Source organism: Amycolatopsis tucumanensis (genome assembly GCF_021654135.1).
Lineage (GTDB): Bacteria > Actinomycetota > Actinomycetes > Mycobacteriales > Pseudonocardiaceae > Amycolatopsis_E > Amycolatopsis_E tucumanensis.
This window is the reverse complement of record NZ_JAKGSD010000009.1, coordinates 56,523-82,569: the sequence shown is the minus strand read 5'-3', so window position 1 is coordinate 82,569 and position 26,047 is coordinate 56,523. Positions and strand designations below refer to the sequence as shown.

The 26,047-nt window shown below is 72.0% G+C and carries 27 protein-coding genes; 21 read left to right on the top strand and 6 right to left on the bottom strand.

Annotation, left to right across the window (positions count from 1 at the left end; genetic code table 11):
• The first annotated feature begins 37 nt into the window (after positions 1-37).
• Positions 38-1,588, top strand: coding sequence for a sunset domain-containing protein (locus tag L2C96_RS45045; protein ID WP_308191147.1), 1,551 nt, complete (start codon positions 38-40; stop codon positions 1,586-1,588).
• A gap of 51 nt (positions 1,589-1,639) precedes the next feature.
• Here the strand turns inward: L2C96_RS45045 and L2C96_RS12100 are convergent, their stop codons facing one another.
• The 4 genes from L2C96_RS12100 to L2C96_RS12085 all read right to left on the bottom strand — a co-directional run bounded on the left by L2C96_RS12100 (position 1,640) and on the right by L2C96_RS12085 (position 5,970).
• The gene (locus L2C96_RS12100) at positions 1,640-2,704 is read right to left on the bottom strand and encodes a 2-oxoacid:ferredoxin oxidoreductase subunit beta (RefSeq protein ID WP_237336213.1); all 1,065 of its coding nucleotides are present in this window, start codon (positions 2,702-2,704) and stop codon (positions 1,640-1,642) included.
• Positions 2,701-4,602: a 2-oxoacid:acceptor oxidoreductase subunit alpha gene (locus L2C96_RS12095; protein ID WP_237336212.1), complete on the bottom strand. Its 1,902-nt coding sequence runs from the start codon at positions 4,600-4,602 to the stop codon at positions 2,701-2,703. The genes L2C96_RS12100 and L2C96_RS12095 overlap by 4 nt, the downstream gene beginning before the upstream one ends.
• 148 nt (positions 4,603-4,750) lie before the next feature.
• Positions 4,751-5,515 (bottom strand): enoyl-CoA hydratase, encoded by a 765-nt coding sequence (locus L2C96_RS12090; RefSeq protein WP_237336211.1) that lies wholly within the window; start codon positions 5,513-5,515, stop codon positions 4,751-4,753.
• A gap of 8 nt (positions 5,516-5,523) precedes the next feature.
• On the bottom strand, positions 5,524-5,970 hold the full coding sequence (locus tag L2C96_RS12085) for an Lrp/AsnC family transcriptional regulator (RefSeq protein ID WP_020417436.1): 447 nt from the start codon (positions 5,968-5,970) through the stop codon (positions 5,524-5,526).
• Between the two features lie 73 nt (positions 5,971-6,043).
• Between L2C96_RS12085 and ddaH the strand changes: the two genes are divergently transcribed.
• From ddaH to L2C96_RS12030, 11 genes are all read left to right on the top strand, one after another.
• Positions 6,044-6,874, top strand: coding sequence for a dimethylargininase (ddaH, locus tag L2C96_RS12080; RefSeq protein ID WP_235716088.1), 831 nt, complete (start codon positions 6,044-6,046; stop codon positions 6,872-6,874).
• Between the two features lie 84 nt (positions 6,875-6,958).
• On the top strand, positions 6,959-8,197 hold the full coding sequence (locus tag L2C96_RS12075; protein WP_237336210.1) for a class I SAM-dependent methyltransferase: 1,239 nt from the start codon (positions 6,959-6,961) through the stop codon (positions 8,195-8,197).
• On the top strand, positions 8,194-8,982 hold the full coding sequence (locus L2C96_RS12070; RefSeq protein ID WP_020417439.1) for a sugar phosphate nucleotidyltransferase: 789 nt from the start codon (positions 8,194-8,196) through the stop codon (positions 8,980-8,982). Before L2C96_RS12075 ends, L2C96_RS12070 begins: the two co-directional genes overlap by 4 nt.
• On the top strand, positions 8,979-9,620 hold the full coding sequence (locus L2C96_RS12065) for a PIG-L deacetylase family protein (RefSeq protein ID WP_020417440.1): 642 nt from the start codon (positions 8,979-8,981) through the stop codon (positions 9,618-9,620). The genes L2C96_RS12070 and L2C96_RS12065 overlap by 4 nt, the downstream gene beginning before the upstream one ends.
• Before the next feature lie 3 nt (positions 9,621-9,623).
• Positions 9,624-10,646 (top strand): NAD-dependent epimerase/dehydratase family protein, encoded by a 1,023-nt coding sequence (locus tag L2C96_RS12060; RefSeq protein ID WP_237336209.1) that lies wholly within the window; start codon positions 9,624-9,626, stop codon positions 10,644-10,646.
• A complete protein-coding gene (locus tag L2C96_RS12055) occupies positions 10,646-11,899 on the top strand; it encodes a DUF4910 domain-containing protein (protein WP_237336208.1) in 1,254 nt (417 codons plus the stop codon). The genes L2C96_RS12060 and L2C96_RS12055 overlap by 1 nt, the downstream gene beginning before the upstream one ends.
• 4 nt (positions 11,900-11,903) lie before the next feature.
• Complete coding sequence (locus L2C96_RS12050) at positions 11,904-13,190, top strand: MATE family efflux transporter (RefSeq protein WP_237336207.1); 1,287 nt, start codon at positions 11,904-11,906, stop codon at positions 13,188-13,190.
• The gene (locus L2C96_RS12045) at positions 13,187-14,044 is read left to right on the top strand and encodes a glycosyltransferase family 2 protein (RefSeq protein WP_237336206.1); all 858 of its coding nucleotides are present in this window, start codon (positions 13,187-13,189) and stop codon (positions 14,042-14,044) included. Before L2C96_RS12050 ends, L2C96_RS12045 begins: the two co-directional genes overlap by 4 nt.
• Positions 14,041-15,219 carry a polysaccharide pyruvyl transferase family protein gene (locus L2C96_RS12040; RefSeq protein ID WP_237336205.1) on the top strand — a complete coding sequence of 393 codons (1,179 nt, stop codon included), beginning with the start codon at positions 14,041-14,043 and terminating at the stop codon, positions 15,217-15,219. Before L2C96_RS12045 ends, L2C96_RS12040 begins: the two co-directional genes overlap by 4 nt.
• Positions 15,216-15,764, top strand: a complete 549-nt coding sequence (locus tag L2C96_RS12035; RefSeq protein ID WP_020417446.1) for a dTDP-4-dehydrorhamnose 3,5-epimerase family protein — start codon at positions 15,216-15,218, stop codon at positions 15,762-15,764. Before L2C96_RS12040 ends, L2C96_RS12035 begins: the two co-directional genes overlap by 4 nt.
• A 5-nt stretch (positions 15,765-15,769) precedes the next feature.
• Positions 15,770-17,083 (top strand): glutamate-1-semialdehyde 2,1-aminomutase, encoded by a 1,314-nt coding sequence (locus tag L2C96_RS12030; protein WP_020417447.1) that lies wholly within the window; start codon positions 15,770-15,772, stop codon positions 17,081-17,083.
• Here the strand turns inward: L2C96_RS12030 and L2C96_RS12025 are convergent.
• Positions 17,055-17,723, bottom strand: a complete 669-nt coding sequence (locus L2C96_RS12025; protein ID WP_237336204.1) for a phosphatase PAP2 family protein — start codon at positions 17,721-17,723, stop codon at positions 17,055-17,057. The genes L2C96_RS12030 and L2C96_RS12025 overlap by 29 nt on opposite strands.
• A gap of 98 nt (positions 17,724-17,821) precedes the next feature.
• Between L2C96_RS12025 and L2C96_RS12020 the strand changes: the two genes are divergently transcribed.
• From L2C96_RS12020 to L2C96_RS12005, 4 genes are read left to right on the top strand one after another with little or no spacing between them, the layout of a single operon-like run.
• Positions 17,822-18,073: a PqqD family protein gene (locus tag L2C96_RS12020; protein ID WP_237336203.1), complete on the top strand. Its 252-nt coding sequence runs from the start codon at positions 17,822-17,824 to the stop codon at positions 18,071-18,073.
• A gap of 34 nt (positions 18,074-18,107) precedes the next feature.
• The gene (locus L2C96_RS12015; RefSeq protein ID WP_237336202.1) at positions 18,108-19,166 is read left to right on the top strand and encodes an asparagine synthase-related protein; all 1,059 of its coding nucleotides are present in this window, start codon (positions 18,108-18,110) and stop codon (positions 19,164-19,166) included.
• Positions 19,163-19,573 carry a lasso peptide biosynthesis B2 protein gene (locus L2C96_RS12010; protein ID WP_235716089.1) on the top strand — a complete coding sequence of 137 codons (411 nt, stop codon included), beginning with the start codon at positions 19,163-19,165 and terminating at the stop codon, positions 19,571-19,573. The genes L2C96_RS12015 and L2C96_RS12010 overlap by 4 nt, the downstream gene beginning before the upstream one ends.
• Positions 19,574-19,578: 5 nt before the next feature.
• Positions 19,579-20,496, top strand: coding sequence for a phosphoenolpyruvate carboxykinase (ATP) (locus tag L2C96_RS12005; RefSeq protein ID WP_237336201.1), 918 nt, complete (start codon positions 19,579-19,581; stop codon positions 20,494-20,496).
• Here L2C96_RS12005 and L2C96_RS12000 read toward each other — a convergent pair.
• Positions 20,479-22,257, bottom strand: coding sequence for an ABC transporter ATP-binding protein (locus L2C96_RS12000; protein ID WP_237336200.1), 1,779 nt, complete (start codon positions 22,255-22,257; stop codon positions 20,479-20,481). The two genes, L2C96_RS12005 and L2C96_RS12000, sit on opposite strands and share 18 nt — an antisense overlap.
• A 168-nt stretch (positions 22,258-22,425) precedes the next feature.
• Here L2C96_RS12000 and L2C96_RS11995 point away from each other — a divergent pair, with 168 nt between their 5' ends.
• From L2C96_RS11995 to L2C96_RS11975, 5 genes are all read left to right on the top strand, one after another.
• Positions 22,426-22,563, top strand: coding sequence for a lasso RiPP family leader peptide-containing protein (locus L2C96_RS11995; protein WP_020417455.1), 138 nt, complete (start codon positions 22,426-22,428; stop codon positions 22,561-22,563).
• Positions 22,564-22,607: 44 nt separating this feature from the next.
• Entirely contained in the window at positions 22,608-22,748 is a 141-nt protein-coding gene (locus L2C96_RS11990; RefSeq protein ID WP_237336199.1) for a hypothetical protein, read from the top strand.
• Positions 22,749-22,836: 88 nt separating this feature from the next.
• The gene (locus tag L2C96_RS11985; RefSeq protein ID WP_237336198.1) at positions 22,837-23,967 is read left to right on the top strand and encodes an asparagine synthase-related protein; all 1,131 of its coding nucleotides are present in this window, start codon (positions 22,837-22,839) and stop codon (positions 23,965-23,967) included.
• Between the two features lie 304 nt (positions 23,968-24,271).
• On the top strand, positions 24,272-25,123 hold the full coding sequence (locus tag L2C96_RS11980) for a helix-turn-helix transcriptional regulator (protein ID WP_237336197.1): 852 nt from the start codon (positions 24,272-24,274) through the stop codon (positions 25,121-25,123).
• A complete protein-coding gene (locus L2C96_RS11975; protein ID WP_237336196.1) occupies positions 25,120-26,046 on the top strand; it encodes a hypothetical protein in 927 nt (308 codons plus the stop codon). Before L2C96_RS11980 ends, L2C96_RS11975 begins: the two co-directional genes overlap by 4 nt.
• Position 26,047 lies beyond the last annotated feature (1 nt).

Genomic DNA, 26,047 nt, shown 5'->3' with positions numbered 1-26,047 from the left:
GTGGTAACCGCGCGGTAGGAAAGGAAGGGCAGCACGGATGTCCATTTTCGGACAGGTCTGGCTGTGGAGCGCGGCGGCATTCGTGGTCGGGGTGCTGCTGACCTGGTTGTTCCTGGCCCGGCCCGCTCAGGCGAGAAGCCGGCACCTGGAGCGCAGACTCCTCGCCGCGCAGAGCGCGCCCGCCGCGCAGCCGACCCGCACGATCGAGCGGGAGCCGGTGTCCGCGCCGGTCGCGCGGAAGGAACCGATCGCCGCGGAGACGCCCGAGGCGGAGGAGCAGCACGCCACGCCGTCCTGGCTGGAGCGCGACAGCCTCGCCGGACGGTCGCCCGGGTACCAGCCGGGCTCCGAGATCGACGACGACTCGCTGTTCGAGCCGGAGGAGCCGCAGGCCGAGGCGACGACGGTCTTCGACGCGTTCGGCCGCGAGCGGGACGACGCCGCCGAGCGGGGCGCGCTGCACGTGGGCGACGCGGGGCTCGGCCGGGAGCAGGTCGCGGGGTACGGGCGCGAAGAGGCTGAGCGCGGCGCGCTGTTCGAGCCGGGCGAGGCCGGGTACGAGCAGGAGTCGCGCCACGGGCAGGGCGATGCTGCCTACGGCCGCGAAGAGGCTGAGCGCGGCGCGCTGTTCGAGCCGGCCGAGGCCGGGTACGAGCAGGAGTCGCGCCATGGGCAGGCCGACGCCGCTGGGTATGTGGCTGAGCAGGACCAAGCCGGGGCCGAGCGGGAGCCGCGCCACGGGCAGGGCGGCCAGGTTGCTGCACAGGATGACGCCGGGGCTGGGCGGAAGCCGCGCCATGGGCAAGAGGAGCCGCCTGCCGGCCGGGGGTCGCTGTTCGAGCAGGACCAGGCTGGGCAGGCCGCGTTCGGGCAGGACCAGGCTGGGCAGGCCGCGTTCGAGCAGGAGCGGCCTGCCGGGTCGTTGTTCCAGCGGGACGAGTCGCCCGCGGAGGCGACCACGTTGTTCCAGCCGGATCCGGCCCTTCGGGGTGAGGAGCGCCAGGCGGTCCGGGGTGAGGAGCGCGGGGCGCTGTTCGGGCGGGAGCGGGCTCCGGAGCCGGAGCGCGGGTCGCTGTTCGACCCCGACCACGCGCCCGAACCGGCGCGCGCGGAGGAGTCGGCCTTCACGCCGTTCGCCGCGCCGGAGCCCGAGCCGCCGGCCTACGCGTTCGAGGACCAGCCGCAGCCCCCGGCCGAGGAGACGGCCACCGAGACCACCCAGGTCCTGCCCAAGCGGCAGCCGCGGCGGTCGGCGCACGCCTTCGACCCGCCGAAGCCGGTCCAGCCGTCCATGCGGACCGTCGAGCGGCGCGCGCCCCGGCCCGAGGAGGGCGGCCGCAGCGGCTCCCTGTTCGAGCCGACCCCGCGCACGCGCGCGGACGGTTCGGTGCCGCCGGGCCCGTTCGGCCCCGGCTCGGCGATGCCGCGGCCCGGCGGTGGGAAGCCGTCCGAGGAGTTCACGGTCAAGGCCAGCGTCACCGCGCTGCGCTACTGCACCGAGGACTCGCCGCAGTACGACCGCATGATCGCCGAGGTGTGGTTCCGCACCGCCGACGACGCCGAGCGGGTCGGATTCCGGCCGCTCTGAACCAACAAAGAAGCCCCGCACGAACGATTCGTGCGGGGCTTCTTCGTGCGGTCAGTCGACCGTCCACGTGTCCTTGCCGGTCAGCAGCGCCTGCAGGTCGGCCGGCTTCGCGGAGCGGGCCTGCTCGACCTGGGCGCGAGCCTGGTCGTCGTACGTGGGACGGGAAACCTGGCGGAAGATGCCCGTCGGCGTGTGGTTGAGGTGCTGGTCGCCGATCCGCGACAACCCGAACGCGTACGCGGTGTCCTCGATCGCCGGGTCGTGGACGATCAGCTCGGACTCGCCGACCTCCGCCACCTTGGCGATCTCGAAGCCGCCCCAGCGGTTCGGCACCACGCCGTACTCGCCCTCCGGGCCGAAGCGGATCGGCTCGCCGGCCCGCAACGGGATGATCCGGTGCGCGGCCTCGTCCTTGTCCTTGAGCACGTCGAACGCGCCGTCGTTGAAGATCGGGCAGTTCTGGTAGATCTCCACCAGCGCCGAGCCGCGGTGCTGGGCCGCCGCGGTGAGCACCTCGGTCAGGCCCTTCTTGTCGGAGTCCAGCGCCCGGCCGACGAAGGAGGCCTCCGCGCCCAGCGCCAGCGAGATCGGGTTGAACGGCGTGTCCACCGAGCCCATCGGGGTCGACTTGGTGATCGTGCCCGGGTCCGAGGTCGGCGAGTACTGGCCCTTCGTCAGGCCGTAGATCCGGTTGTTGAACAGCAGGATCTTGATGTTGACGTTGCGGCGCAACGCGTGGATCAGGTGGTTGCCGCCGATGGACAGCGCGTCGCCGTCGCCGGTGACCACCCACACCGACAGGTCCGGCCGCGTGGTCGCCAGACCGGTCGCGATCGCCGGCGCGCGGCCGTGGATCGAGTGCATCCCGTAGGTGTTGAGGTAGTACGGGAACCGCGACGAGCAGCCGATGCCGGAGACGAACACGATGTTCTCGCGCTTCAACCCGAGCGTGGGCAGGAACGACTGCACCGTGTTGAGCACGACGTAGTCCCCGCAGCCCGGGCACCAGCGCACTTCCTGGTCGGACTTGAAGTCCTTCGCCTTCTGGGTCTCGTCCGTGGTCGGCACCAGGTCCAGACCGCCCACGGTGGGCAGGCCCAAGTCGGTGGCGGTCATCGGGTCAGCGCTCCTTCGATGATGTCGGTGAAGACGTGCTGGAGTTCCTCGGCCTTGAACGGCAGGCCGGCGACCTTCGTGTAGGAGTGCACGTCCACGAGGTACTTGGCGCGCAGCAGCAGGGCGAGCTGCCCCAGGTTCATCTCCGGCACCACGACCTTGTCGTACCGGGCCAGGACCTCGCCCAGGTTCTTCGGGAACGGGTTCAGGTGCCGCAGGTGCGCCTGTGCGATTGGCATGCCCTGCTTGCGCACGCGGCGGGCCGCGGCGCCGATCGGGCCGAACGTCGAACCCCAGCCCAGCGCCAGCACCCGCGCCTCGCCGGACGGGTCGTCGACCTCCAGGTCCGGCACGTCGACGCCGTCGATCTTGGCCTGCCGCAGCCGGACCATGTGGTCGTGGTTGTCCGGGTCGTAGGAGATGTTGCCCTTGCCGTCCTGCTTCTCCAGACCACCGATGCGGTGCTCCAGACCCGGCGTGCCGGGCACGGCCCACGCGCGGGCCAGCGTCTCCGGGTCGCGCACGTACGGCCAGAACTCGCCGGACCCGTCGGCCGCGTTCGGCTCCGAGGCGAACTCCACCGACAGGTCAGGCAGGTCCTCGACGTTCGGGATCAGCCACGGCTCCGAGCCGTTGGCGTTCGCGCCGTCGGACAGGATCATCACCGGCGTCCGGTACTTCAACGCGATCCGCACCGCCTCGATGGCCGCCGCGAAGCAGTCGCCGGGGGACTGCGGCGCGATGACCGGCAGCGGCGATTCGCTGTTGCGGCCGAACATCGCCTGCAGCAGGTCGGCCTGCTCGGTCTTGGTCGGCAGACCGGTCGACGGGCCGCCGCGCTGCACGTCGATCACGACCAGCGGCAGCTCCAGCATCACGCCGAGGCCGATGGTCTCCGACTTCAGCGCCACCCCCGGCCCGGACGTCGAGGTCACGCCGAGCGCGCCGCCGTAGGAGGCGCCCAGCGCGGCGCCGATGCCGGCGATCTCGTCCTCGGCCTGGAAGGTCAGCACGCCGAAGTTCTTGTGCCGGGACAGCTCGTGCAGGATGTCCGACGCCGGCGTGATCGGGTACGTGCCCAGCAGGACCGGCAGCCCGGCGCGCTGCCCGGCGGCCACGATGCCGTACGCCAGTGCCGTGTTGCCGGTGATCTGCCGGTAGGTGCCCTTGTCCAGCTTCGCCGGCGCCACCTCGTAGGTGGTGGCGAACGATTCGGTGGTCTCGCCGTAGTTCCAGCCCGCGCGGAAGGCCAGGATGTTGGCCTCGGCGATGTCCGGCTTCTTGGCGAACTTCTCGCGCAGGAACGCCTCGGTGCCCTCGGTCGGCCGGTGGTACATCCACGACAGCAGCCCGAGCGCGAACATGTTCTTGCACCGCTCGGCGTCCTTCTTGCCGAGGCCCGTGCCCTCCAGCGCGCCCTGGGTCAGGGTCGACATGGCGACCCGGTGCACCTGGAACGCCGACAGCGTGTCGTCCTCCAGCGGGTCGCTGTCGTAGCCGACCTTGGTCAGGTTGCGCTTGGTGAACTCATCGGTGTTGACGATGATCGTGCCGCCATTGGGCACGTCACGCAGGTTCGCCTTGAGCGCGGCGGGGTTCATCACGACGAGGACGTCCGGCCGGTCGCCGGGGGTCAGGATGTCGTAGTCGGCGAAGTGCACCTGGAACGACGAGACGCCCGGGATGGTGCCCTGTGGCGCCCGGATCTCGGCGGGGAAGTTCGGCAGGGTGGCCAGGTCGTTGCCGAAGGCCGCGGCCTCCGAGGTGAAGCGGTCGCCGGTGAGCTGCATACCGTCGCCGGAGTCACCCGCGAACCGGATGACCACGCGGTCCAGCTTGGCGACTTCAGTGGGCCGGCTCGCCGACAGCACACCGTTGCCGTTCGTGCTCGTGCTCATGGGTCAGAGAATCCCTCTCTCCCGACAGGCTGCGTCCTCGTCGACACGTGGCCGGTGGGCACACTTCCGCCGATACCTCCACCTTACTTGTCGTTCTGTGACGAGAATCGGCGGTGTGATACCGGTTACCTGTAACTTACGGTAGCGTCTACTTCCGCGTGGTGATCGTGGCCTGCATCGAAGCGAGCCGTTCTGCGAAGTCGGGGGAATTCAGGGACTTCAGCTGCGGCTCGATCTCGGTGTCCACTGCGCGGGAATGCTCGGCCATGGTCGAGGTTTGCCGCATCGACAGCTTGGTCGCGAGCACGACCTCGCGCGGTGCGTTCGCCGCCGGTTCCGCCAGTTCCAATGCCGCCTCCAGCAGGTCGTCGTGGTCGCCGTCCACGGTGCGCAACACCAGCCCGGCCGCCTCCGCCGCCGCGGCGTCGAGGGACTGGCCGAACAAGGTCATCGCCCGTGCCCGCTGGATACCCACCGCGCGCTGCAACATCCAGGTGAAACCGCCGCCGGGGTGCAGGCCGAGTTCGAGGAACCGCGGGATGAACTTCGCGCGCGGGCCGGCGAGGCGGACGTCCGCGGCCAGCGCGAGGTTCAGCCCGGCGCCGACGGCCGCGCCGCCGACCGCCGCGATCGTCGGCAATGGCGACCGCGCCACCGCGAGGAAGCCCTCGTACACCGCGCGCAGGCCCTCCTCCTGCGCACTGCCCAGCGTCGTGAGGTCGGCTCCGGCGCAGAACGCGGGCGGGGTGCCGGTGACGACCAGCGCGTGCACGCCCTGGTCCTGCTCGGCTTCGGCCACGGCCTGGGCGAGGTCGGTGGAAAGCGCCAGGGTCAGCGAGTTCCGCCGCTGCGGGGCGTCGACGGTGATCACCGCGACCCTGCCGCGCCGCTCGGTCACGATGCGTTCGGTCATGCCCGCCATCATGTCGCGGGGTTGGGCGGGCGCTCAAGGAGCCGGGACAGCACGACGGTGGACACCGTGCGGTCGACGATCTCCAGCCCGCGCAGCCGCTCCAGTGCCGTTTCGAGCTGGTGGATGTCGGCGGCGCGCAGGTGCACGATGGCGTCCGCCGCACCGGTCACCGTGTAGGCGGCGACGACCTCGGGCAGCGGTTCCAGCCGCGCGCGGATGCGAGCCGGGGAGATGTTGCCGCGGCAGTGCACCTCGACGAACGCCTCGGTGCCCCGGCCCAGCGCCTCCGGGTCGACGACCGCGGTGAAGCCGCGCAGCACCCCGGTTTCCAGCAGCCGGTCCACGCGGCGTTTGACCGCCGGCGCGGACAGCCCGACGACCTTCCCGATCTCGGCGTAGCTGGCGCGCGCGTTCGTCACGAGGCACGAAACGATCTGCTGGTCGAGCGAGTTCACACGCAATGTTTAGCAGGTGGATGAGCAAGAAACAGCGATTGATTGTCCCTGAATCGAGACATACCGTGATCTCATGACGACTCGGGTTCCGACCACCCGCCGGTACCTCATGTGCCCGCCCCGGTTCTTCGCCGTCGACTACGCGATCAACCCCTGGATGGACCCGACGCGACCGGTCAGCGCCGAGCGGGCGATGACGCAGTGGCGCGAGCTGCGGGACACCTACCGCCGCCTCGGCCACACCGTCGAGGAGATCGAGCCGCAGCCGGGGCTGCCGGACATGGTCTTCGCCGCGAACTCCGGGACCGTGATCGACGGCCGGGTGCTCGGCGCCCGCTTCCGCGCCCCGCAGCGCGCCGCCGAGGCCGAGCACTTCCGCCGCTGGTTCACCGAGCACGGCTACCGCGACGTCGTCATGCCGTCCTACGTCAACGAGGCCGAGGGCGACTTCGCGTGGACCGGGCGGATGCTGCTCGCCGGCACCGGGTTCCGCACCGACCCCGCCGCGCACGCCGAAGCGCAGGAGGTGCTCGGGGTGCCGGTGTTGTCCCTGCGGCTGACCGACCCGCGCTACTACCACCTCGACACCGCGTTGTTCGTGCTGAGCGAGGCCACGGACACGACGCCGGCCCACATCGCCTACTACCCGGAGGCGTTCTCGGCCGGCTCGCGCCGCGTCCTGGCGCGCCTGTTCCCGGACGCCGTGCTCGCCACCGCGGCGGACGCGGAGTGCTTCGGTCTCAACGGCGTCTCCGACGGGCGCAACGTCGTGCTGCCGCTGGAAGCCACGGACCTCGCTGAGCGGCTCGTGGTGCGCGGCTACGAACCGGTGCTCGTCGACATCTCCGAACTGCGCAAGGCGGGCGGCGGTCCGAAGTGCTGCACGCTGGAGATCCGCAAGTAGTTCCCGTGTCTCATTTCGAGATCGGTGGGCGGAACCGGCCGCGGTGTCTGTAACAGGTCCTTCTCGTCTCCCGAATCAGGGGGCATGACCACCTGCCGACTCTGTGGCTCGACCCGGCTGGCGAGTGTCGTCGATCTCGGTGCGACTCCGCCGTGTGAGCTGTTCCTGACCGAAGCCCAACTCGACGAGTCGGAAAATACCTTTCCGTTGCACCTGCGGGTGTGCACGGATTGCTGGCTCGCACAGATCCCGCCGTTGATCACGCCGGAGGAGACATTCACCGAATACGCGTATTTCTCGTCGTATTCGGAATCCTGGGTGGACCACGCGGGCAGGTTCGTCGCGGGCGCGGTGGACCGGCTGGGCCTGGACGGCGAATCGTTCGTCGTCGAGGTCGCCAGCAACGACGGGTATCTGCTCAAACACGTTGTGGCACAGGGCATCCGGTGCCTCGGCGTGGAGCCCTCGGTGAACGTCGGCCAAGCCGCCAGGGACGCGGGCGTGCCGACGCTGACCGCGTTCCTCGGGCCGGAGACCGGGGCGGCGGTGCGGGCCGAGCACGGGCCGGCGGATCTGGTGGTGGCGAACAACGTCTACGCGCACATCCCGGACGTCATCGGCTTCACGAAGGGCCTGCGGGCGCTGGTCGCCGACGACGGCTGGGTGTCCATCGAGGTGCAGCACCTGCTGACGCTCATCGAGAAGACCCAGTACGACACGATCTACCACGAGCACTTCCAGTACTACACGGTGGCTTCGGCGCAGCGGGCGCTCGCGTCCGGCGGACTGTCCCTTGTGGACGTCGAGCTGCTGCCGACGCACGGCGGGTCGATCCGGCTGTGGGCCCGGCCCGCGGAGACCGCCGGTGAGCCGAGCGGGCGGATGGTCGACGTCCTGGCCAGGGAAAAAGCCGCCGGGCTGCACGAGCTCTCGGGCTACACCGAGTTCGCCGCCCGGGTCGCCAAGGTGCGCCGCGACCTGCTGCGCTTCCTCGTCGACGCGGCCGACGACGGCCGGACCGTGGTCGGCTACGGCGCGCCGGGCAAGGGCAACACACTGCTCAACCACTGCGGCATCCGGCCGGACCTGCTCGCCTACACGGTCGACCGCAACCCGTACAAGCACGGCCGGTTCACGCCCGGCACGCGCATCCCGATCCTGCCGCCGGAGCGCATCGCCGCGGACCGGCCCGACTACGTACTGGTCCTGCCGTGGAACCTGCGGGACGAACTGACCCAGCAGCTGTCCTACGTCGGGGAGTGGGGCGGCAAGCTCGTCTTCCCCATACCCCGCCTGGAAATCGTCGAGGTGAACCCAACGTGAAGGTCGTCCTGTTCTGCGGCGGGTACGGGATGCGGATGCGCAACGGCACCGCCTCCGACGTGCCCAAACCCATGGCCATGGTCGGTCCCCGGCCGCTGATCTGGCACGTCATGCGCTACTACGCGCACTTCGGGCACACCGAGTTCATCCTGTGCCTCGGCTACGGCGCCCACCACATCAAGGACTTCTTCCTCAACTACGAGGAGACCACGTCCAACGACTTCGTGCTGCGCGGCGGCAAGGCGGAACTGCTGTCCACGGACATCGCCGACTGGACGATCTCGTTCGTGCAGACCGGGATCGAGTCGCCGATCGGGGAACGGCTGCGCCGCGTGCGGAAGCACCTCGACGGTGATGAGATGTTCCTCGCCAACTACGCCGACGTGCTCACCGACGCGCCGCTGCCGTCGATGATCGAGCGGTTCTCCCGGTCGGACGCGGGCGCGTCGATGATGGTCGTGCCGCCGCAGTCGTCGTTCCACTGCGTGGAGATGGACGAGGGCGGCCTGGTCGGTTCGATCACCGCGGTGAGCGAGATGCCGCTGTGGGAGAACGGCGGGTACTTCGTGCTGCGCCAGGAGGTGTTCGACCACATCCCGGAGAACGGCGACCTGGTCGCCGACGGGTGCGCCGAACTGGCCAAGCGCGGCCGCCTGCTGGCCTACCCCTACCGCGGCTTCTGGAAGCCGACGGACACCGTCAAGGAGCGCTACGCGCTCGACGAGGCCTACACGCGCGGGGTGCGCCCGTGGGCGCTGTGGGAGAAGGACCGAGTGCCGGCGTGATCGGACTGGTTCCGGAGCGGCTCGAGCGGATCGTGGTGCTCGGCGCCCACTGCGACGACATCGCGATCGGCGCGGGCGGCACGCTGCTCACGCTGAGCCGCCCCGGACTGCGGGTGGACGCCCTGGTGCTCTCCGGTGGCGGCACCGAGCGCGAGGACGAGGAACGGGCCGCGCTCGCGGCGTTCTGCCCCGGCGCGGATCTCGGCGTCACCGTGCTGAAGCTGCCGGACGGCCGGCTGCCCGCGCACTGGGACGAGGCCAAGAACGCGCTCGAGGAGCTGCGGGCGCGCACCGATCCGGACCTGATCCTCGCGCCCCGCACCGGCGACGCGCACCAGGACCACCGCGGCCTGGCCGAGCTCGTGACCACCGCGTTCCGCGGTCACCTCACCCTCGGCTACGAGATCGTCAAGTGGGACGGCGACCTGACCACGCCGTCGGCCTACGTCCCGCTGCGGGACGAACTCGCCGAGAAAAAAGTCGAATTGCTGCAACAGCACTACGCCTCGCAGCGACATCGTCCTTGGTACGACCGGGAGGCGTTCCTCGGGCTGGCCCGCATTCGGGGGATCGAGTGCCAGGCGCGGTACGCGGAGGCCTTCCACGTCAGGAAGCTGTGTCTCCGGCTGGAGGGTTGAGTCATGCGTGTGCTGCTGACCGGGCACAAGGGGTATCTGGGCACGGTGATGGCGCCGGTGCTCGCCGCCGCCGGCCACGAGGTGACCGGGCTCGACTCCGGTCTGTTCGACGAGTGCGTGCTCGGCCCGGCGCCGCAGGACCCGCCTGGGCACCGGGTGGACCTGCGGGACGTGACGCCGGAACAGGTGTCCGGTGTGGACGCCGTGATCCACCTGGCGGCGCTGTCCAACGACCCGCTGGGCGCGCTCGCGCCCGAGCTGACCTACGAGATCAACCACAAGGCGGCCGTCCGGCTGGCGCGGCTGGCCAAGGACGCCGGGGTGTCCCGCTTCCTGTACGCGTCGACGTGCTCGGTGTACGGCGCCTCCGGCGGCGCGGACCTGGTCAACGAGGACGCGCCGCTGCGGCCGGTGACGCCGTACGCGGAGTCGAAGGTGCTGGTCGAGGACGACCTGCACGAGCTGGCCGACGACGACTTCTCCCCGGTGTACCTGCGCAACGCCACCGCGTTCGGCTTCTCTCCGCGGCTGCGCGCGGACATCGTGCTGAACAACCTGGTCGGGCACGCGTGCCTGTCCGGCGAGGTGCTGGTGCTCTCCGACGGCACGCCGTGGCGGCCGCTGGTGCACGCGAAGGACATCGCGCGGGCCTTCGCCGCCGCGCTCGTCGCGCCCCGGGAAGCCGTGCACGACAAGGCGTTCAACATCGGCACCGAGCGGAACAACGTGACCGTCGCGGAGATCGCCGAGCAGGTCGTCGAGGCCGTGCCCGGCTCGCGGCTGCGGATCACCGGCGAGGCCGGCGCCGACCCGCGCTCCTACCGGGTCGACTTCTCCCGGTTCCGCGCCGCGATCCCCGGCTTCGCCTGCGAGTGGTCGGTCAAGGACGGCGCGGTCGAGCTGGTCGAGGCCTACCAGCGGCACGGGCTCACCCACCGCTCGTTCGAGCAGAGCTTCACCCGGCTCGCCCGGCTCAAGCAGCACCGCGAGGCCGGTGCGGTCGACGACACCCTGCGGTTCGTGTGATGCTTGACGGGACCTGGATGCACGCGCTGGTGGAGCGGTTGTACCCGCTCTGCCGCAGCATCACGGGCGACGGCGTCCGGGCCACGCTGGACGTCATCGGGGAGCACGTCCCGCTGGAGCGGCACGAGGTGCCCACCGGCACGCAGGTCTTCGACTGGACCGTGCCGCAGGAGTGGAACATCCGGGACGCCTGGATCGCCGACGCCGACGGCAAGCGCGTGGTCGACTTCGCCGAGTCGAACCTGCACGTGGTCGGCTACAGCGTGCCGGTGTCGGCGACGATGAGCCTGGCGGAGCTGCGGCCGCACCTGCACACCCTGCCGGACCGCCCGTCCTGGGTCCCGTACCGCACCAGCTACTACTCGCCGGCGTGGGGTTTCTGCCTCGCGCAGGAGACGCTGGACGCGCTGCCGGAGGGCGACTACGAGGTCCGGATCGACTCCACGCTGGCCGACGGGCACCTCAGCTACGGCGAGCACGTGGTGCCGGGGCAGATCGCCGACGAGGTGATCGTGTCCTGCCACATCTGCCACCCGTCGCTGGCCAACGACAACCTGGCCGGCGTCGCGGTCGCGATCGCGCTCGCCAAGGCGCTGGTGAACCCCTGGTACACCTACCGGTTCCTGTTCATGCCGGGCACGATCGGCGCGATCACCTGGCTGGCTCGCAACGACGTCGCGCGGGTCAAGCACGGTGTCGTGCTCGCCTGCGCGGGCGACCGGGGCGACCTGACGTACAAGCGGTCGCGGCGCGGGGACGCGGAGATCGACCGGGTGCTGGCGCACGTGCTGCGCGACCGTCCACACCGGATCTTGGACTTCTCGCCGTACGGCTACGACGAGCGGCAGTTCTGCTCGCCGGGGTTCGACCTCGGCGTCGGCTCGCTCACCCGCACCCCGTACGCCGGCTACCCGGAGTACCACACCTCGGCGGACAACCCGGACTTCGTGTCACCGGTGGCGATGGAGGACACGCTCGCCGTGCTGCGCGAGGCGTTCGCCGTGCTGGACCGCAACCGCCGCTACACGAACCTGAGCCCGTACGGCGAGCCGCAGCTGGGCAAGCGCGGGCTCTACGACTCGCTCGGCGGCCGCAGCGACGCCAAGCAGGCCCAGATGGCGATGCTGTGGGTGCTGAACCTCTCCGACGGCGACCACGACCTGCTCGACATCACCCGCCGGTCCGGCCTGGACTTCGCCGCGGTCGCCGCGGCCGCCGACGCCCTGCGGGACGCCGGCCTGGTGGCGGGGTGATCGCATGACCACCACCGGCCGCCACCGCAAACCCGCCGCGAAGCCCTCCGGGCTGCGCGCGATGGCCGGGCGGCTGTCCTGGGGCCTCGGCGACCAGGCCGTGTCGAGCCTGACGAACTTCGCCGTCGGCATCTACGTCGCGCGCGAGCTGGGCGTCACCGCGTTCGGCATCTTCAGCCTCGCCTGGGTCACCTATGGTGTGCTGATCAACATCTCGCGTGGCCTGGCGACCGATCCGCTGATGGTGCGCTTCAGCGGCGTGGACACCGGCGTGTGGCGGGCGGCGGTGGCCCGGTCGTCGGCGACCGCGCTGGCCGTGGGCGCGCTGGCCGGCCTGCTGAGCGTGGTGTTCGGGATCGTGGTGGGTGGGAGCCTCGGGCCCGCGTTCGTCGCGCTCGGCGTCATCCTGCCCGCGCTGCTGCTGCAGGACAGCTGGCGGTTCGCGTTCTTCGCCTCCGGCGAGGGGCGCAAGGCGTTCGTCAACGACGCCCTGTGGGGCGTCGCGATGATCCCCGCGATGGTGCTGGCCGACCTGCACGGCAGCGTTGTCGCGTTCCTGCTGGCCTGGGGCGGCGCGGCCGCGGTCGCCGCAGGCTACGGCTACCTGCAGACGGGTCTGCGGCCGAGCCTCGACGGGGTGCGGTCGTGGCTGCACGACCAGCGTGACCTCGGCCCGCGCTACCTGGTGGAGAACGTCAGCAACAGCGGTGGCTCGCAGATCCGCATGTACGGCCTCGGCGCGATCGCCGGGGTGGCGGCGGTCGGCACCGTGCGCGGCGGGGAGCTGCTGCTCGGGCCGTTCGTCGCGGTCCTGATGGGACTGGCGTTCGTCGCGGTGCCTGAGGCCGCCAGGGTGGTGCGCCGCAACGTGCGGCGGCTGCCGACGTTCGCCCTGCTCCTCGGCGGGAGCCAGGCGCTCGGCGCGCTGCTGTGGGGCGGCGCGCTGCTGCTCGTGCTGAACGACCGGCTCGGCGAGCTCGTGCTCGGCGACGTCTGGCACACCGCCGAGGCGCTGATCATTCCGGCCACCCTGTCCGTCTTCAACGCGAGCTTCATCGGCGGCGCCGCGACCGGCCTGCGGGCGCTCGGCGCGGCCAAGCGCAGCATGCGGTGCCAGCTAGTCGCGTCCGCGCTCTACGTGATCGGCGGCCTGTCCGGCGCGGCGATCGGCGGCGCCGTCGGGTCCGGCTGGGGCGTCGCGTGCGCCACCTTCGCCGGCGCGTTCGTGTGGTGGAGCCAGTTGCACGTAGCCGTCCGCGAGCACGTTCCCGAGGAAGCGAGGACCCCATGACGACCGCACCGAGGCTGAGCGTCGGCCTGCCCGTCTACAACGGGGAGAACTACGTCGCCGAAGCCATCGACAACCTGCTCGCCCAGACCTTCACCGACTTCGAGCTGATCATCTCCGACAACGCCTCCACCGACGGCACCCAGGAGATCTGCGAGAAGTACGCCGCGAAGGACGAGCGGATCCGCTACCTGCGGCAGCCGCGCAACATCGGCGCCGCGCCCAACCACAACTTCGTGGTGCAGGCGGCGCGGGGTGAGTTCGTCAAGTGGGCGGCGCACGACGACCTGTTCGCGCCGGAGCTGCTGGCGAAGTGCGTCCAGGCGCTCGACCGGCACCCGGAAGCGGTGCTCGCGCACTCGTACATGGCGATCGTGGACGAGCGGGGCGAGGTCATCGAGAACTACGACTACGGCCTGGACACCGATTCGCCGGACGCGGCGGTCCGGTTCCGCAGCCTGATGTTCACCGAGGGCGGCGACGACTTCTACGGCGTGATCCGCACCTCGGTGATGCGGCGGATCGCGCCGCACGACAGCTACCACAACGCCGGACGGAAGCTGGTCGGCGAGCTCGCCCTGCACGGCACGTTCGTGCAGGTCCCGGAGGTCATGTTCTTCCGCCGCGAGCACCCCGGCCGCGGCGACAACCTGGGCTCGGTGCAGAAGGTGTGCGCGAACCTGGACCCGCGCCGGACGGGGCAGTCGAAGGCGCGGCTGTTCGCCGAGTACCTGGCCGGGTACGTCACCGCGATCCGCCGCGCGCCGCTGTCGTCGAGCGAGCGGCTGCGCTGCTACGGCGTCCTCGGCGAGTGGCTCGGCGGCAAGCCGCTGCGGAAGGCAGGTCTGCTTTCGTGACGCGCATCGGGTTCTTCGGCATCCTCGGTTCGGGCAACCTGGGCAACGACGGATCGCTCGACGCCGTATTGAGTTACGTGCGAGAGCGATATCCGGACGCCGAGCTGGGCTTCCTGGCGATGGGCCCCGAGCAGCTCACCGCGCGGTACGGCGCGCCGGCGACGCACCTGCAGTGGTACGAGCCGCACGCGGGTGACGCGACCGGGCTGCCGGCCGCGGGGCTGAAGGTGCTCGGCAAGCTGCTGGACCCGTTCCGGACCTGGGCCTGGGTGCGGAACTACGACGTGGTGATCGTGCCCGGAATGGGCGTGCTGGAGGCCACGCTGCCGCTGCGGCCGTGGGCGCTGCCGTACTCGCTGTTCTGGCTCGGCGTCACCGCGCGGCTCACCGGGACCCGGGTCGCGCTCGTCAGCGTCGGCGCCGACGTGGTGCGCAAACGCGCCACCCGGTGGGTCATCACGCGCGCCGCGCGGCTGGCGCACTACCGCTCTTACCGGGACGAGCACTCCCGCCAGGCCATGGCGCGCATGGGGGTCGACGTGAGTTCGGACGCCGTCTTCCCCGACCTCGCGTTCGGGCTGGCCGATCCGGAGCCGCGGCCCTCGACCGGCGCCGTCGGTGTCGGGGTGATGGCCTTCCGCGGCGGCAACGACGACCGGGCCCGCGCGGACGAGATCAACCGCGCCTACCTGGACACCGTGAAGCGGTTCGTGCGGCTGCTGGCCGACGAGGGCCGTCCGATCCGGTTGTTCACCGGCGACGTCGCCGACGACGAGGTGCTCGCGGAGGTCATCGCCGCCGCGCCGGGCGCGGACATCACCGCCGAGCCGCTGACCTCGCTGCAGGACCTCATGCGTCAGATGGCCGCCGTCGACGTCGTCGTCGCCACCCGCTACCACAACGTGCTGTGCGCGCTGAAGACCGCGAAGCCGACGCTCTCGCTGGGCTACGCGCGCAAGAACGACGTGCTCATGTCGGCGATGGGCCTCGGCGAGTTCTGCCAGTCCGCGCGGGAGCCCGACTTCGACCGGCTCGTGGCGCAGTTCCGCGAACTGGAGGACCGGCGCGAGGAGCTGACCGCGATCCTCAAGGAACGCAATCGTGTGATGAGCGAGCGGCTGGAGCGCCAGTTCGCCATCATGTCCGAATCCGTCGTCGAAGGGAGCCGGACGTGAAGGCCGTTCCGGTAGCCGGCATCGCCGGGGCCTGGTTGTTCGAACCGACACCGCACGTGGACGCGCGCGGGTTCTTCTCGCGCACGTTCGACCGCGAGGTCGTCGCGTCCGTCGGCATCGACCCGGACGGCTTCGCACAGGACAGCCTGTCCCGGTCGGTCAAGGGCGTGATCCGCGGCATGCACCTGCGCTCCGGCGCCGGCGAGTCCAAACTGGTCCGCTGCTCCTACGGCGAGGTGTTCGACGTCGTGGTCGACCTGCGGCCGGACTCGCCGACCTTCCGCAACACCGAGTACTTCCGGCTCTCCGGCGACACCCAGGTCACCGTGTACGTGCCGGCGGGCTGCGCGCACGGCTTCCAGGCGCTCACCGAACCCGCCGACGTCTCCTACCGCATCGACCGGCCGCACGACCCGTCCGAGGACGTCACCATCGCCTTCGACGACCCCGACCTGGCCATCCCGTGGCCGCTGCCGGTGACCCTGACCTCCGACCGCGACCGAAGCGCGCCCTCGCTCGCCGAAGTCCTGAGAACCCTGAGGTGACAGTCATGGACGCGCAGATCCTGCCCCGCTCCACCGAGGTCAACGAGCGCCTGCACCAGCTCGTCCCCGGCGGCGCGCACACCTACGCCAAGGGGGAGGACCAGTACCCCGAAGGGCTGGCGCCGGTGATCTCGCACGGCCGCGGCGCGCACGTGTGGGACATCGACGGCAACTCCTACATCGAGTACGGCTCCGGCCTGCGTTCGGTGAGCCTCGGGCACGCCCACCCGCGGGTGGTCGAGGCCGTGCGGCGCGAGCTGGACCGCGGCAGCAACTTCGTGCGGCCGTCCGTCGTCGAGCTGTCCGCCGCGGAGAAGTTCCTGGCGACCGTGCCGACCGCGGAGATGGTCAAGTTCGCCAAGAACGGCTCGGACGTCACCACCGCGGCGGTGCGGCTGGCGCGCGCGGCGACCGGGCGCCCGGTCGTCGCGATCTGCGCCGACCACCCGTTCTTCTCCACCGACGACTGGTTCATCGGCACCACCGGCATGCCGGCCGGGATCCCGCCGCAGATCACCGGCCTGACCGTGCGCTTCCCGTACGGCGACCTGGCCGCGACCGAGGAGATCCTGCGCAACCACGACGTCGCCTGCCTGATCATGGAGGCCGCGACCGGGGTCGAGCCGCAGCCGGGGTACCTGGAGGGGATGCGCGCGCTGGCCGACCGGTACGGCGTGGTGCTGGTCTTCGACGAGATGATCACCGGTTTCCGCTGGTCGGAGGCTGGCGCGCAGGGCTACTACGGGGTGACGCCGGACCTGTCCACGTTCGGCAAGGCGCTGGGCAACGGGTTCGCGGTGTCCGCGCTGGCCGGCAAGCGGGAGCTGATGGAGCTGGGCGGGCTGCGGCACTCGCGCGAGCGGGTGTTCCTGCTGTCCACCACGCACGGCGCGGAGACGCACTCGCTGGCCGCCGCGATGGCCGTGATGGACACCTACGTCGAGGAGGGCATCTCGGCCCGGCTGCACGCACTCGGCGAGCGGCTCGCGTCCGGTGTGCGGGACGTGGCGGCGGCGATGGGTGTCGGCGAGCACGTCGTGGTGCGCGGCCGGGCGAGCAACCTGGTGTTCGGCACGCTCGACGAGCAGCTGCGGCCGTCCCAGCCGTACCGGACGCTGTTCCTGCGCCAGCTGGTGGCGGGTGGCGTGCTCGGGCCGTCGTTCGTGGTGAGCAGCGCGCTGACCGAGGCCGACATCGACCGGACGGTGGACGTGGTGGCGCAGGCCTGCGCCGTCTACCGGAAGGCGCTGGACGTCGAGGACCCGACGCCGTGGATCGGCGGCCGGTCGGTCAAGCCGGTGTTCCGGCCCTACGCCTGACGCGGTCGAGGAGCCACGCCGTCACGGGCACGACGACGAGCGCGACGCAGAAGCCGCCGAGCGTGTCCGTCGGGTAGTGCACGACCATGCCGAACTGCGCCCAGGCCTCGGCGGCGCCCGCGGTGACCGCTGCGTAGAGCACCACCGCCGTGGCCGCGGGCGGGCGCAGCCGCAGCCGGTCGGCCAGGACGAACGCGAACACCAGGACCATCGCCGTCACCACCGCGGTGTGCCCGCTGGGGAACGACAGGTGCGGGCCGTTGATCGTCCGCCCCACCACGGGTTTCAGCAGCGTCGTCACGGCCACCGACAGACCGGGCCCGAGCACGGCGAGCAGCGCGGTGCGCCGGTGCCCGAGCACCAGGCACAACGTGACCAGCGCGGCCACCAGCAGGCCCGCGCCCGCCGGTTCGCCCGCGAAGTCCAGGCCCTTGGCGGTCACCCGCTCCGCCGACGGGTACGGGATCGCGCCGCCAGAGGCGTCCAGGATCCAGCGGTCGAGAGCGCTCGCCGAGCCGGCGCCCGCGACGCGGACGGCCAGCACCGCGACGGTCACCGCGGCCGGGATCGCGAGCACCAGCAGCGGGCGCCGCACGGCGTCGGGCAGGGCGGTTCGCGTGGGCAGCACGGCGGTGGTCACCGTTGGGAGTCGGTCCCGCGGCGGGGTTCGTTTCGCCGTAACGGGGGAATGATCATCGGCGACTGGCAGGTGAAGCCGCCAGTTCCGGGAGGGCCGCCATGCGCGTACGGGCATCCGACATCTCGGCTCGCACCATCGGTGACGAGACGATTGTGCTCAGCCTGTCGACCTCGAAGTACTTCACCATCACCGGTGTCGGCACGCGACTGTTCGAACTGCTCGCCGAGGACCGCTCGCTCGACGACCTGGTCGGCGCGATCACCAGCGAGTACGACATCGACGCGGACACCGCGCGCCGCGACATCGAGGCGTTCCTCGGCCGGCTCCGCGATGCCGAGCTCCTCCACTGAGGCGCCGCCGCGACTGTCCACACTGGACGTCGCGGTGGGACGCCCGCTCGGATCCGCGCCGTTCCCGCTCGGCTCGCCGATGGACCCGGTGCTCGCGCTGCGGAACGCGTTGCGCCCCGCGTTGCTGCGTGAGCCGTGCGTCATCGCCTTCTCCGGTGGGCGGGACTCCTCGGTGCTGCTGGCGGTCGCTGCGGACCTCGCCGCGCGCGAAGGGCTCGCGCCGCCGATCGCGCTCACCTTCCGCTACCCCGGCGACCCGGCCGCGGACGAGTCGGCCTGGCAGGAGTCGGTGATCCGGCACGTCGGCGTCGAAAGCTGGGTGCGCCGCGACATCGGCGACGAGCTGGACCTGATCGGGCCGCTCGTGCAGCCGGTGCTGCGTGCCCGCGGCCCGGTCTACCCGGCCGCGCTGGGCAACACCGTGCTGCTCGCGTCGCACGCGCCCGGCGGCAGCCTGGTGACCGGCAACGCCGGGGACGAGGTGCTCGGCGGGCACCGGCTCGGGACCCTGCGCGCGGTGGCGCGCCGTCGCGGCCGCGGGATGACCGGGGCGGACTGGGCGCGGTTCGCGGTGTGCGCGGCGCCCGGGTTCGCCCGCCGCGAGGTGGCCCGCCGCTCCGTCCCGATGCCGTGGCTGCGGCCGGACCTGCGGCGCGTGGTCTGGCGCGAGGCCGCGGACCGCCCGTTGCGGTGGGAGACCAGCGTGCGGACCGCCCTGGCGACCCGGGCCTACGCGGTGGGTTTCCGGACGCGGGCCGACGCCGCGGCGGAGTACGACTGCGAGCTGGTCGAGCCGTTCGCCGACCCGTCGTTCGTGGCGTCCTACGCGGCCGGGCGGCCGATGACCCGCGCGGCGGGCACCCGGCTGGTCGCGGACGGGCTGCTGCCGGAGGCGGTTCTCCAGCGGCGGGACAAGGCGCGGTTCAACGCGTCCCGGTTCGGGCCGCAGTCGCGGGAGTTCGCGCGGAACTGGGACGGCAGCGGCGTCGACGGCTCGCTGGTCGACCCGGACGCGCTGCGGGCCGCGTGGCTCGCCGACGAGCCGCCCGCGTCCACGGCGATGCTGCTGCAACAGGCCTGGCTGGCGACATGAGGAGGCGGCGGCTGGCGTGGGAGGTGCTGCGGGCGCTCCCGCCGATGGTGCGGATCGAGCTCAGCCTGCGGCGCGCCGACCTGCGGGAAACCTGCCGTCGCCTCGGTGTGCGGTGCGACCTGACCAGCGCCGCGCCGCCCGCCGACGAGTCGCCCGTGCTGCCGCGGTGGTCGCGCGCGCCGATCCGGGCCTCGTACTTCGTGGTGTCGCGGTGGCCCGCCGGGGACACCTGCCTGCGGCAGTGCCTGCTGATCGGCCACCGGTTGCGGGCACTGGAGCCGGTGCTGCGGATCGGCGTGCGGCGCGAGGCGGACGGCCGGTTCTCCGCGCACTCCTGGCTGGAGATCGACGGCAAGGCGCTCGACCCCACGGCGGGTCGGTACGCGGTACTCGGATCGGCGGGGTGACCACAATGGACTTCACGTACCGGGCGCACGGGCTGACCGTGTGGAGCGACGTCGAGCTGGCGCTGCCCGCCGGGGACGGCGGCGAGCCGGACCTGGTGCTGCGGCGGGGCGCCGACCGGGAGGTGCCACGCGCGGAGCTGCCCGGGCGGTGCCTGGCCGAGCTGGCGAAACCGGACGGGCGGGTGTTCTACACGCTCGCCACGGACGGCGACCGGACCGTGCTGCGGTATCCGGGACTGTGCGAGTTCGCCGGCGATCCGTTGCTGCGTGAGGTGACCTACCACCTGGACCCGGCGGCCGACCACGGGTTGCTTACCGTGCTCGCGACGGGCGCGCTGCTGGCCGTGCACCTGACGCTGAACTCGCACCTCGTGCTGCACGCGAGCGCGGTGCGGGTGGACGGGCGGGCGCTGGCGTTCGTGGGCGCGTCCGGGATGGGGAAGTCCACGCTGGCCGCCGCCCTGTGCGGGCACGGGTGCGACCTGGTGGCCGACGACGTGCTGCGGGTGGACCCCGGCGGGCTCGTGCACCCGGGGAGCACGGAGAACCGGCTGCGGATGGCGGCGCGGGGCCTCGCGGACGGAGCGGCCGCGGCGGACGTGCGACCGACCGCGGACGGGCGGCTGGCCCTGCGGTCGCCGGTGACCGCGGACGCGTTGCCGCTGGCGGCGTGCGTGATCCCGCGGCCGAGCCGGTCCGCTGTGGACGTTTCCGTCGAGCGGCTCACCGGGACGCGGGCGTTCCTGCGGATGAGCCAGTTCCCGCGCGTGCTCGGCTGGCGCGACCCGGCCGTGATGGACTTCGCGTTCCAGGGGCTGGCCGACCTGGTCGCGCAGGTCCCGGTGTACGAGGCGACCGTGCCGTGGGGACCGCCGTTCCGCGACGAGGTGCTCACGGACCTGCTGTCAGCGGTAAGCAGCTGACTGGAGCCGGTACAGCTCGGCGTACTGGCCGGCGCGTGCCATCAGCTCGTCGTGCGTGCCGCACTCCACCACGCGGCCCGCGTCGAGCACGTAGATCCGGTCGGCCATGCGGGTGCTGGAGAATCGGTGCGAGATCAGCAGCGCGGCGCGGCCGCCCAGCATCGCGCGGACGTCGGTGAACAGCTCGTGCTCAGCGCGCGGGTCGAGCGCCGCGGCGGGCTCGTCCAGCACCACCAGCGACGTGTCCCGGTAGAGCGCCCGCGCCAGAGCCACCCGCTGCCACTGCCCGCCGGACAGGTCGAAACCCTCGTCCAGGTCCCGGCCGAGCATCGTGTCCAGGCCGTGCGGCAGCTCGCGCGTCACCCCGAGGACACCCGCGCGCCGGGCCGCGTCGTGCACCGACTCCTCGTCGCCCGGCCGGTCGCCGTCGCTGATCGTGATGTTGTCGCGCAGCGTCATCTGGTACCGCACGAAGTCCTGGAAGATCACCGTGACCGAGGCGCGGATGTCGGCGGGCTGGGCGTCCGCGCCGTCCCAGCGGCGGGTGCCGAGGTCCGGGTCGTACAGTCCGGCGACGATCTTGGCGAGCGTCGTCTTGCCGGACCCGTTCTCGCCGACCAGCGCGACCACCTCGCCCGCGCCGATCTCGATGTCCACCGCGTCGACCGCGGGCCGCTCCTGCTCGGGGTAGCGGAAGCTGATGTCCCGCAACACGACTCCCTGCCGCAGGGGCCGCTTCTGCCCGGCGGCGGTCGACGGCGGGGCGGACGCGACGAACCGCTCCAGGTCGGCCAGGAACGGCGCCGATTCGAGCAGCCCGCCGATCGAGGTGAACAGCGTGCCGAGCTGGCTGCTCAGCAACCGCACCGCGATCGCGGCCGCGCCCGCGGCGGGCAGGTCGATCCGGCCGCTGCGCACCAGGCCGATGATCGCCAGCAACGCGGCCGTCAGCGACAGCGCGACGCCGATCGTGGTGAGACCGGCGATCAGCTGCCGCCGCCGGACCTGTTGCCGCAGCTGAACGTTGATACCGGCGTTCAGCTCGCGGTGGCGCTCCCGCAGCGGCTTCGTCGAGTGGAACGCACGCAGCTCCGCCGCGTACGGGCGCTGGGTGAGCAGCTGCCGCAGGTAGTTGCGGCGGCGGAACAGCGGGGTCAGCCGGTGGGCGAACGCGAACTCGGTGCGGCTGGCCCACCGCGCGAGCAGCACCGCGGGCAGCCCGGCGGCGAGCAGGATCGGCACCAGCAGCGGTTCGACGCCGATCAGCACCGCCGACATCGTGACCACGCCCAGCAGGCTGCCGGTCAGGCCGAGCAGCGCGGTGGTCACCGCGAACGGGCGGGTGAGCGCGTTCTGCTGGACGCGCTCCAGCGACGTGGCGAAGCCGGCGGACTCGTAGGTCACCAGGTCCGCGCGCGCCGTGGTGTCCAGCACCCTGTCCCACACCCGCTGCGACACGCGCTCGCCGAGCAGCCGGTGCTGCTGGGTCTGCAGGGCGCCGACCGAACCGGTCAGCGCCGTCATCAACGCCAGCGCCAGCAATGAAACGGTGAGGCCGAAGCGCGCGCGCTCCGGTTGCAGCAACGCGTCGAAGGTCAGTTTGCTCGCCGCGACCACGCCGAGCGCACCGACGGCGCCGATGATCTGGTAGACCGCCGCCGTCACGGTGCCGAACCGGTCGGCCGCCGCGACCTCGCGCGCCGCGGCCGCGATCAGCCGTGGCGTGGCCGCCGAAGCCCGCGCGATGCGTGTGATCCCCACCGTCGAATCGTACCGCCGGGAAAACGTATTCCAGGAATTGTCCCGGTACCGGTTGGACAACGTCACCAGCACATTCGGCGAGTGGTTGTAACGGCCTGCCGCATTCAGGCGAATCCCGGTCGAGGTCCTTGGGCTCTGTCACGTCGACGATTAACGGAAAGGAGTGACATGAAGAAAGAGTACGCCGCCCCCGGCATCGAGGACATCGGCTCGTTGTCCGAGCTCACGCTCGGTCAGTCGTCGGGAAGCCGGCTCGACGCCGATTTCGCCGCGGGCACCCTCTTCGGAGATCTGACGTTTTCGTGACCCCGGTTTTCCCGTTCCTGCCAGTGGCGGGGGGAGGTGAACACATGCGCGAGCCCTACACGGCCCCGGAAATCACCCTGTTGGGTTCGGTGACGGACTTGACACAGGCGAACCTGTTTGGTTCTTCGCCGGACAACCTCACGTGGGCGATCCCGATTCTCGGCGACAACGACGCCTACTCGTGATGCGTTGCCCGGTCACGGGGCCGGCGGTCGCCCGCCGGTCCCGTGACCACCTGTCCCCGTCCGCCGACTGTCCGGAAGTGAGCACCCGGTGGCGCTGTACACAATGGACCGACTGGAGATCGCGGGTGGCTGGATCAACGGGTACGACCTCCTCCCGCTGCCGCTGGGCGATCCCGGCGAGCCGCGGCGGGTGCTGGACCGGATCCTGCTCGGCCACCTGAGCCGCACACCGTGCCTGGTCGCCTTTTCCGGTGGCCGGGACTCCTCCGCCCTGCTGGCCGCGGCGGTGGCGCTGGCGCGGCGCGAAGGGCTGCCGCTGCCGGTGCCGATCACGTTGCGTTATCCGGCCGCGCCGGAGTCGGACGAGACCGCGTGGCAGGACGCCGTGCTCACGCACCTCGGCGTCACCGAACGGATCGTGCTGACCGTGGACGACGAGCACGACCCGGTCGGGCCCATCGCGACCGCGGTGCTGCGGCGGCACGGGCTGGTGTGGCCGCCGAACTTCGCGCCGACCTGGCGGATGATGGACGCGGCCCGCGGCGGGGTGCTGCTGACCGGCGAGGGCGGCGACGAGGTGTTCGGGCTGAAGCGGATCACGCCGTTGACGAAGGTGCTCAAGGCGCGGGGCCGGGTGCGGGCGAGCGTGTTCCCGGACGCGGTGCGCGCGCTGGCCCCGGCGCGGGTGCGGCGGCGGGCGGCGCTGCGCAACCGGCACCAGCGGCCGTGGCTGCGGCCTGCCGCGGCCGAGTTGCTCGCCGAACGGGACGCGGCGGACGCGGCGGCGTACGAGCTGCACGCCGGCCGTCACGCGTGGCAGTTCACGACGCGGCGGTGCGCGCGGCTGGGCTACCAGAGCGTGCGCGCGCTGGGGTCCGAACTGGACTGCCGGTACGTGCAGACGTTCGCGGAGCCGGACTTCGTGGCGGCGATCGCGCGGGCCGCCGGGTTCTGGGGGTGGAGCGGGCGGACGGCCACGATGCGCGACGTGTTCGGCGACCTGCTGCCCCGGGAGGTCCTGGAACGCACGACGAAGGCGACCTTCACCGGCGCGGTGTTCACCGGACGGACGAGGGCGTTCGCGCGGGAGTGGACCGGCCGCGGGGTGGACCACGACTTGGTGGACGCGCAGGCGCTGCGGGACGGATGGCTGTCGGCGAAGCCGCACGCGGCGTCGATGACGTTGCTGCAGCAGGCCTGGCTCGCGGCGGCTCGGTAGGTGGTTCGGCGGTGGGTTGCTGTGCGGGGCGGCGCGGTTTGGTGGGACGGTGGGGCGGCAGGGTTGGCTGGCGGCGGTCCGGTAGGTGGTGCCGGTGGGTTGCTGCGCGGGGCGGCGCGGCTTGGCGGGACGGTGCTGCAGCGGGCCGGACTGGCCACCGCTCGGTAGGAGTCCGGCGGTTCCTGGTTGTCGGCACTAGGCCGCCGATCGTGTCGTCGCCGCAGCGGGCGTGGCTGGCCGCCGCCCGTTGGGTGGGATCCGCAAGTCCTGGTTGTCCCCACCCCGCGCGGATCATGCTGGGCACGTGGAACGGAACGAACTCGCGGACTTCCTCCGGCGTCGCCGGGCGGTGCTCCAGCCTGGGGACGTCGGGGTGCCCGCCGGCGGGCGGCGCCGGACGCCGGGGCTCCGCCGCTTCGAGGTCGCCCAGCTCGCCGGCATGTCGCCGGACTACTACGCCCGCCTGGAGCAGGGCCGCGGCCCGCGACCATCAGTCTCCGTGCTCACCGCGCTGACCCGCGCCCTGCGGCTCACCGTCGACGAACGCGACCACCTCTTCCGGCTCGCCGGCCACCAGGCCCCGCCGCGCACCGGCGGTGACGAGCACGTCAGCCGCGGCCTCCTCCGGCTCCTGGACGGGCTCACCGGCCTCCCCGCGCTGATCGCCACCGACCTGAACGTCGTGCTCGCCCAGAACGTCATGGCGGACGCGCTGCTCGGCGAGCAGACCCGCTTCCGGGGCCTGGCCCGCAGCTGCACCTACCGGTGGTTCACCGACCCGGCGATGCGCGAGCGCCACCCCGCCGAGGACCACGACCACGAAAGCCACGCGCAGGTCGAGGACCTGCGCGCGACCCTCGCGGCCCGCCCGGCCGATCCGGCGGCACGCGAACTCGTCGAGGCGCTCCGGGCGGAGAGCGCCGAGTTCGCCGGGTTCTGGGCGCGGCACGACGTCGCCGTCCGCCGCAGCGACCGCAAGCGCATCCGGCACCCGGTGATCGGGCTCGTCGAGCTGGACTTCGACGTGCTGGCCACGGCCCGCCAGGACCAGCGCTTGATCGTCTACTCGCCCGCGCCGGGCAGCGCCGCGGTGTCCCAGCTGGAGCTGCTGGCCGTGCTCGGCCAGGAGACCTTCACCACCGGAGGAGAAGCATGACGCCCCACCGGATCACCGCCCTCTTCGCCGCCGCCCTGCTCGCCGCGGGTGTCCCGGCCACCGCGGACGCCGGCACCCGCCTGGCCGACGTGCGCGTCCTCGCCCACTTCGACCGGGCCGCGGGGCAGGCCGCCGAGAGCATCGCCCCGGAACCCGGCGGCGGTGCGGTCGTCGGCATGATCCCCGCCCGCCAGGTGGTGCGGGTCGCGCCGGACGGGGCCGTCCGGGTGCTCGTCACGATGCCGCTCCCACCGGACGGCGGCGGCACCACGCCGGTCGTCGGGACACCCGTGGTCACCGGGGTGGCCCGCTCGGACCGCGGCGACGTGTACTTCCTCTACTCCGCCGGACAGGGTGGGCTGACCGGGATCTGGCAGATTCGCGCCGGGACGCCACGGCTGGTCGTGCCGCTGCCCGCCGACACCATGCCGAACGCCCTGGTCATCGACAGCGACCGCTTCCTGGTGACCGACTCCGCGGGCGGGCGCATCTGGCAGGCGCCGCTGCGTGGTGGCGCGGCCTCCGTGTGGTCGGCCGACCCGGCTCTGGCGCCCCACGGCTTCTTCGGCGCGAACGGCTTGAAGGTCCACGACGGCGCCGTGTGGGCGAGCAACTCCGACCGGGGCACCATCGTCCGCATCCCGCTGACCGGCGGCCCCGCCGAGGTCCGGGCCACCGGGCTCGCGGGCATCGACGACTTCGACTTCACCGGCCGCGGCGACGAGATCCTCGCGGCGATCAACCAGGACAGCAAGCTCGTGCGGGTCGGCGCGGACGGCTCCGCGGAGACCCTCCTCGACGCCGGGGACGGCATGCAGGGCACCACGGCCGTCGTCGTGCGGGGAAGCCGGGTCTACGTGACCAACGGCGCCAACCTGGTGGGCGACGACTCGAACCTGCTGGTCGCCCGGCTGCGGCGCTGAC

Bases quoted from the DNA above. Each gene is read 5' to 3' on its own strand.
- L2C96_RS45045 (WP_308191147.1), top strand. From the start codon at position 38: ATGTCCATTTTCGGACAGGTCTGGCTGTGGAGCGCGGCGGCATTCGTG.
- L2C96_RS12100 (WP_237336213.1), bottom strand. From the start codon at position 2,704: ATGACCGCCACCGACTTGGGCCTGCCCACCGTGGGCGGTCTGGACCTG.
- L2C96_RS12095 (WP_237336212.1), bottom strand. From the start codon at position 4,602: ATGAGCACGAGCACGAACGGCAACGGTGTGCTGTCGGCGAGCCGGCCC.
- L2C96_RS12090 (WP_237336211.1), bottom strand. From the start codon at position 5,515: ATGACCGAACGCATCGTGACCGAGCGGCGCGGCAGGGTCGCGGTGATC.
- ddaH (WP_235716088.1), top strand. From the start codon at position 6,044: ATGACGACTCGGGTTCCGACCACCCGCCGGTACCTCATGTGCCCGCCC.
- L2C96_RS12075 (WP_237336210.1), top strand. From the start codon at position 6,959: ATGACCACCTGCCGACTCTGTGGCTCGACCCGGCTGGCGAGTGTCGTC.
- L2C96_RS12060 (WP_237336209.1), top strand. From the start codon at position 9,624: ATGCGTGTGCTGCTGACCGGGCACAAGGGGTATCTGGGCACGGTGATG.
- L2C96_RS12055 (WP_237336208.1), top strand. From the start codon at position 10,646: ATGCTTGACGGGACCTGGATGCACGCGCTGGTGGAGCGGTTGTACCCG.
- L2C96_RS12050 (WP_237336207.1), top strand. From the start codon at position 11,904: ATGACCACCACCGGCCGCCACCGCAAACCCGCCGCGAAGCCCTCCGGG.
- L2C96_RS12045 (WP_237336206.1), top strand. From the start codon at position 13,187: ATGACGACCGCACCGAGGCTGAGCGTCGGCCTGCCCGTCTACAACGGG.
- L2C96_RS12030 (WP_020417447.1), top strand. From the start codon at position 15,770: ATGGACGCGCAGATCCTGCCCCGCTCCACCGAGGTCAACGAGCGCCTG.
- L2C96_RS12020 (WP_237336203.1), top strand. From the start codon at position 17,822: ATGCGCGTACGGGCATCCGACATCTCGGCTCGCACCATCGGTGACGAG.
- L2C96_RS12010 (WP_235716089.1), top strand. From the start codon at position 19,163: ATGAGGAGGCGGCGGCTGGCGTGGGAGGTGCTGCGGGCGCTCCCGCCG.
- L2C96_RS12005 (WP_237336201.1), top strand. From the start codon at position 19,579: ATGGACTTCACGTACCGGGCGCACGGGCTGACCGTGTGGAGCGACGTC.
- L2C96_RS11995 (WP_020417455.1), top strand. From the start codon at position 22,426: ATGAAGAAAGAGTACGCCGCCCCCGGCATCGAGGACATCGGCTCGTTG.
- L2C96_RS11990 (WP_237336199.1), top strand. From the start codon at position 22,608: ATGCGCGAGCCCTACACGGCCCCGGAAATCACCCTGTTGGGTTCGGTG.
- L2C96_RS11975 (WP_237336196.1), top strand. From the start codon at position 25,120: ATGACGCCCCACCGGATCACCGCCCTCTTCGCCGCCGCCCTGCTCGCC.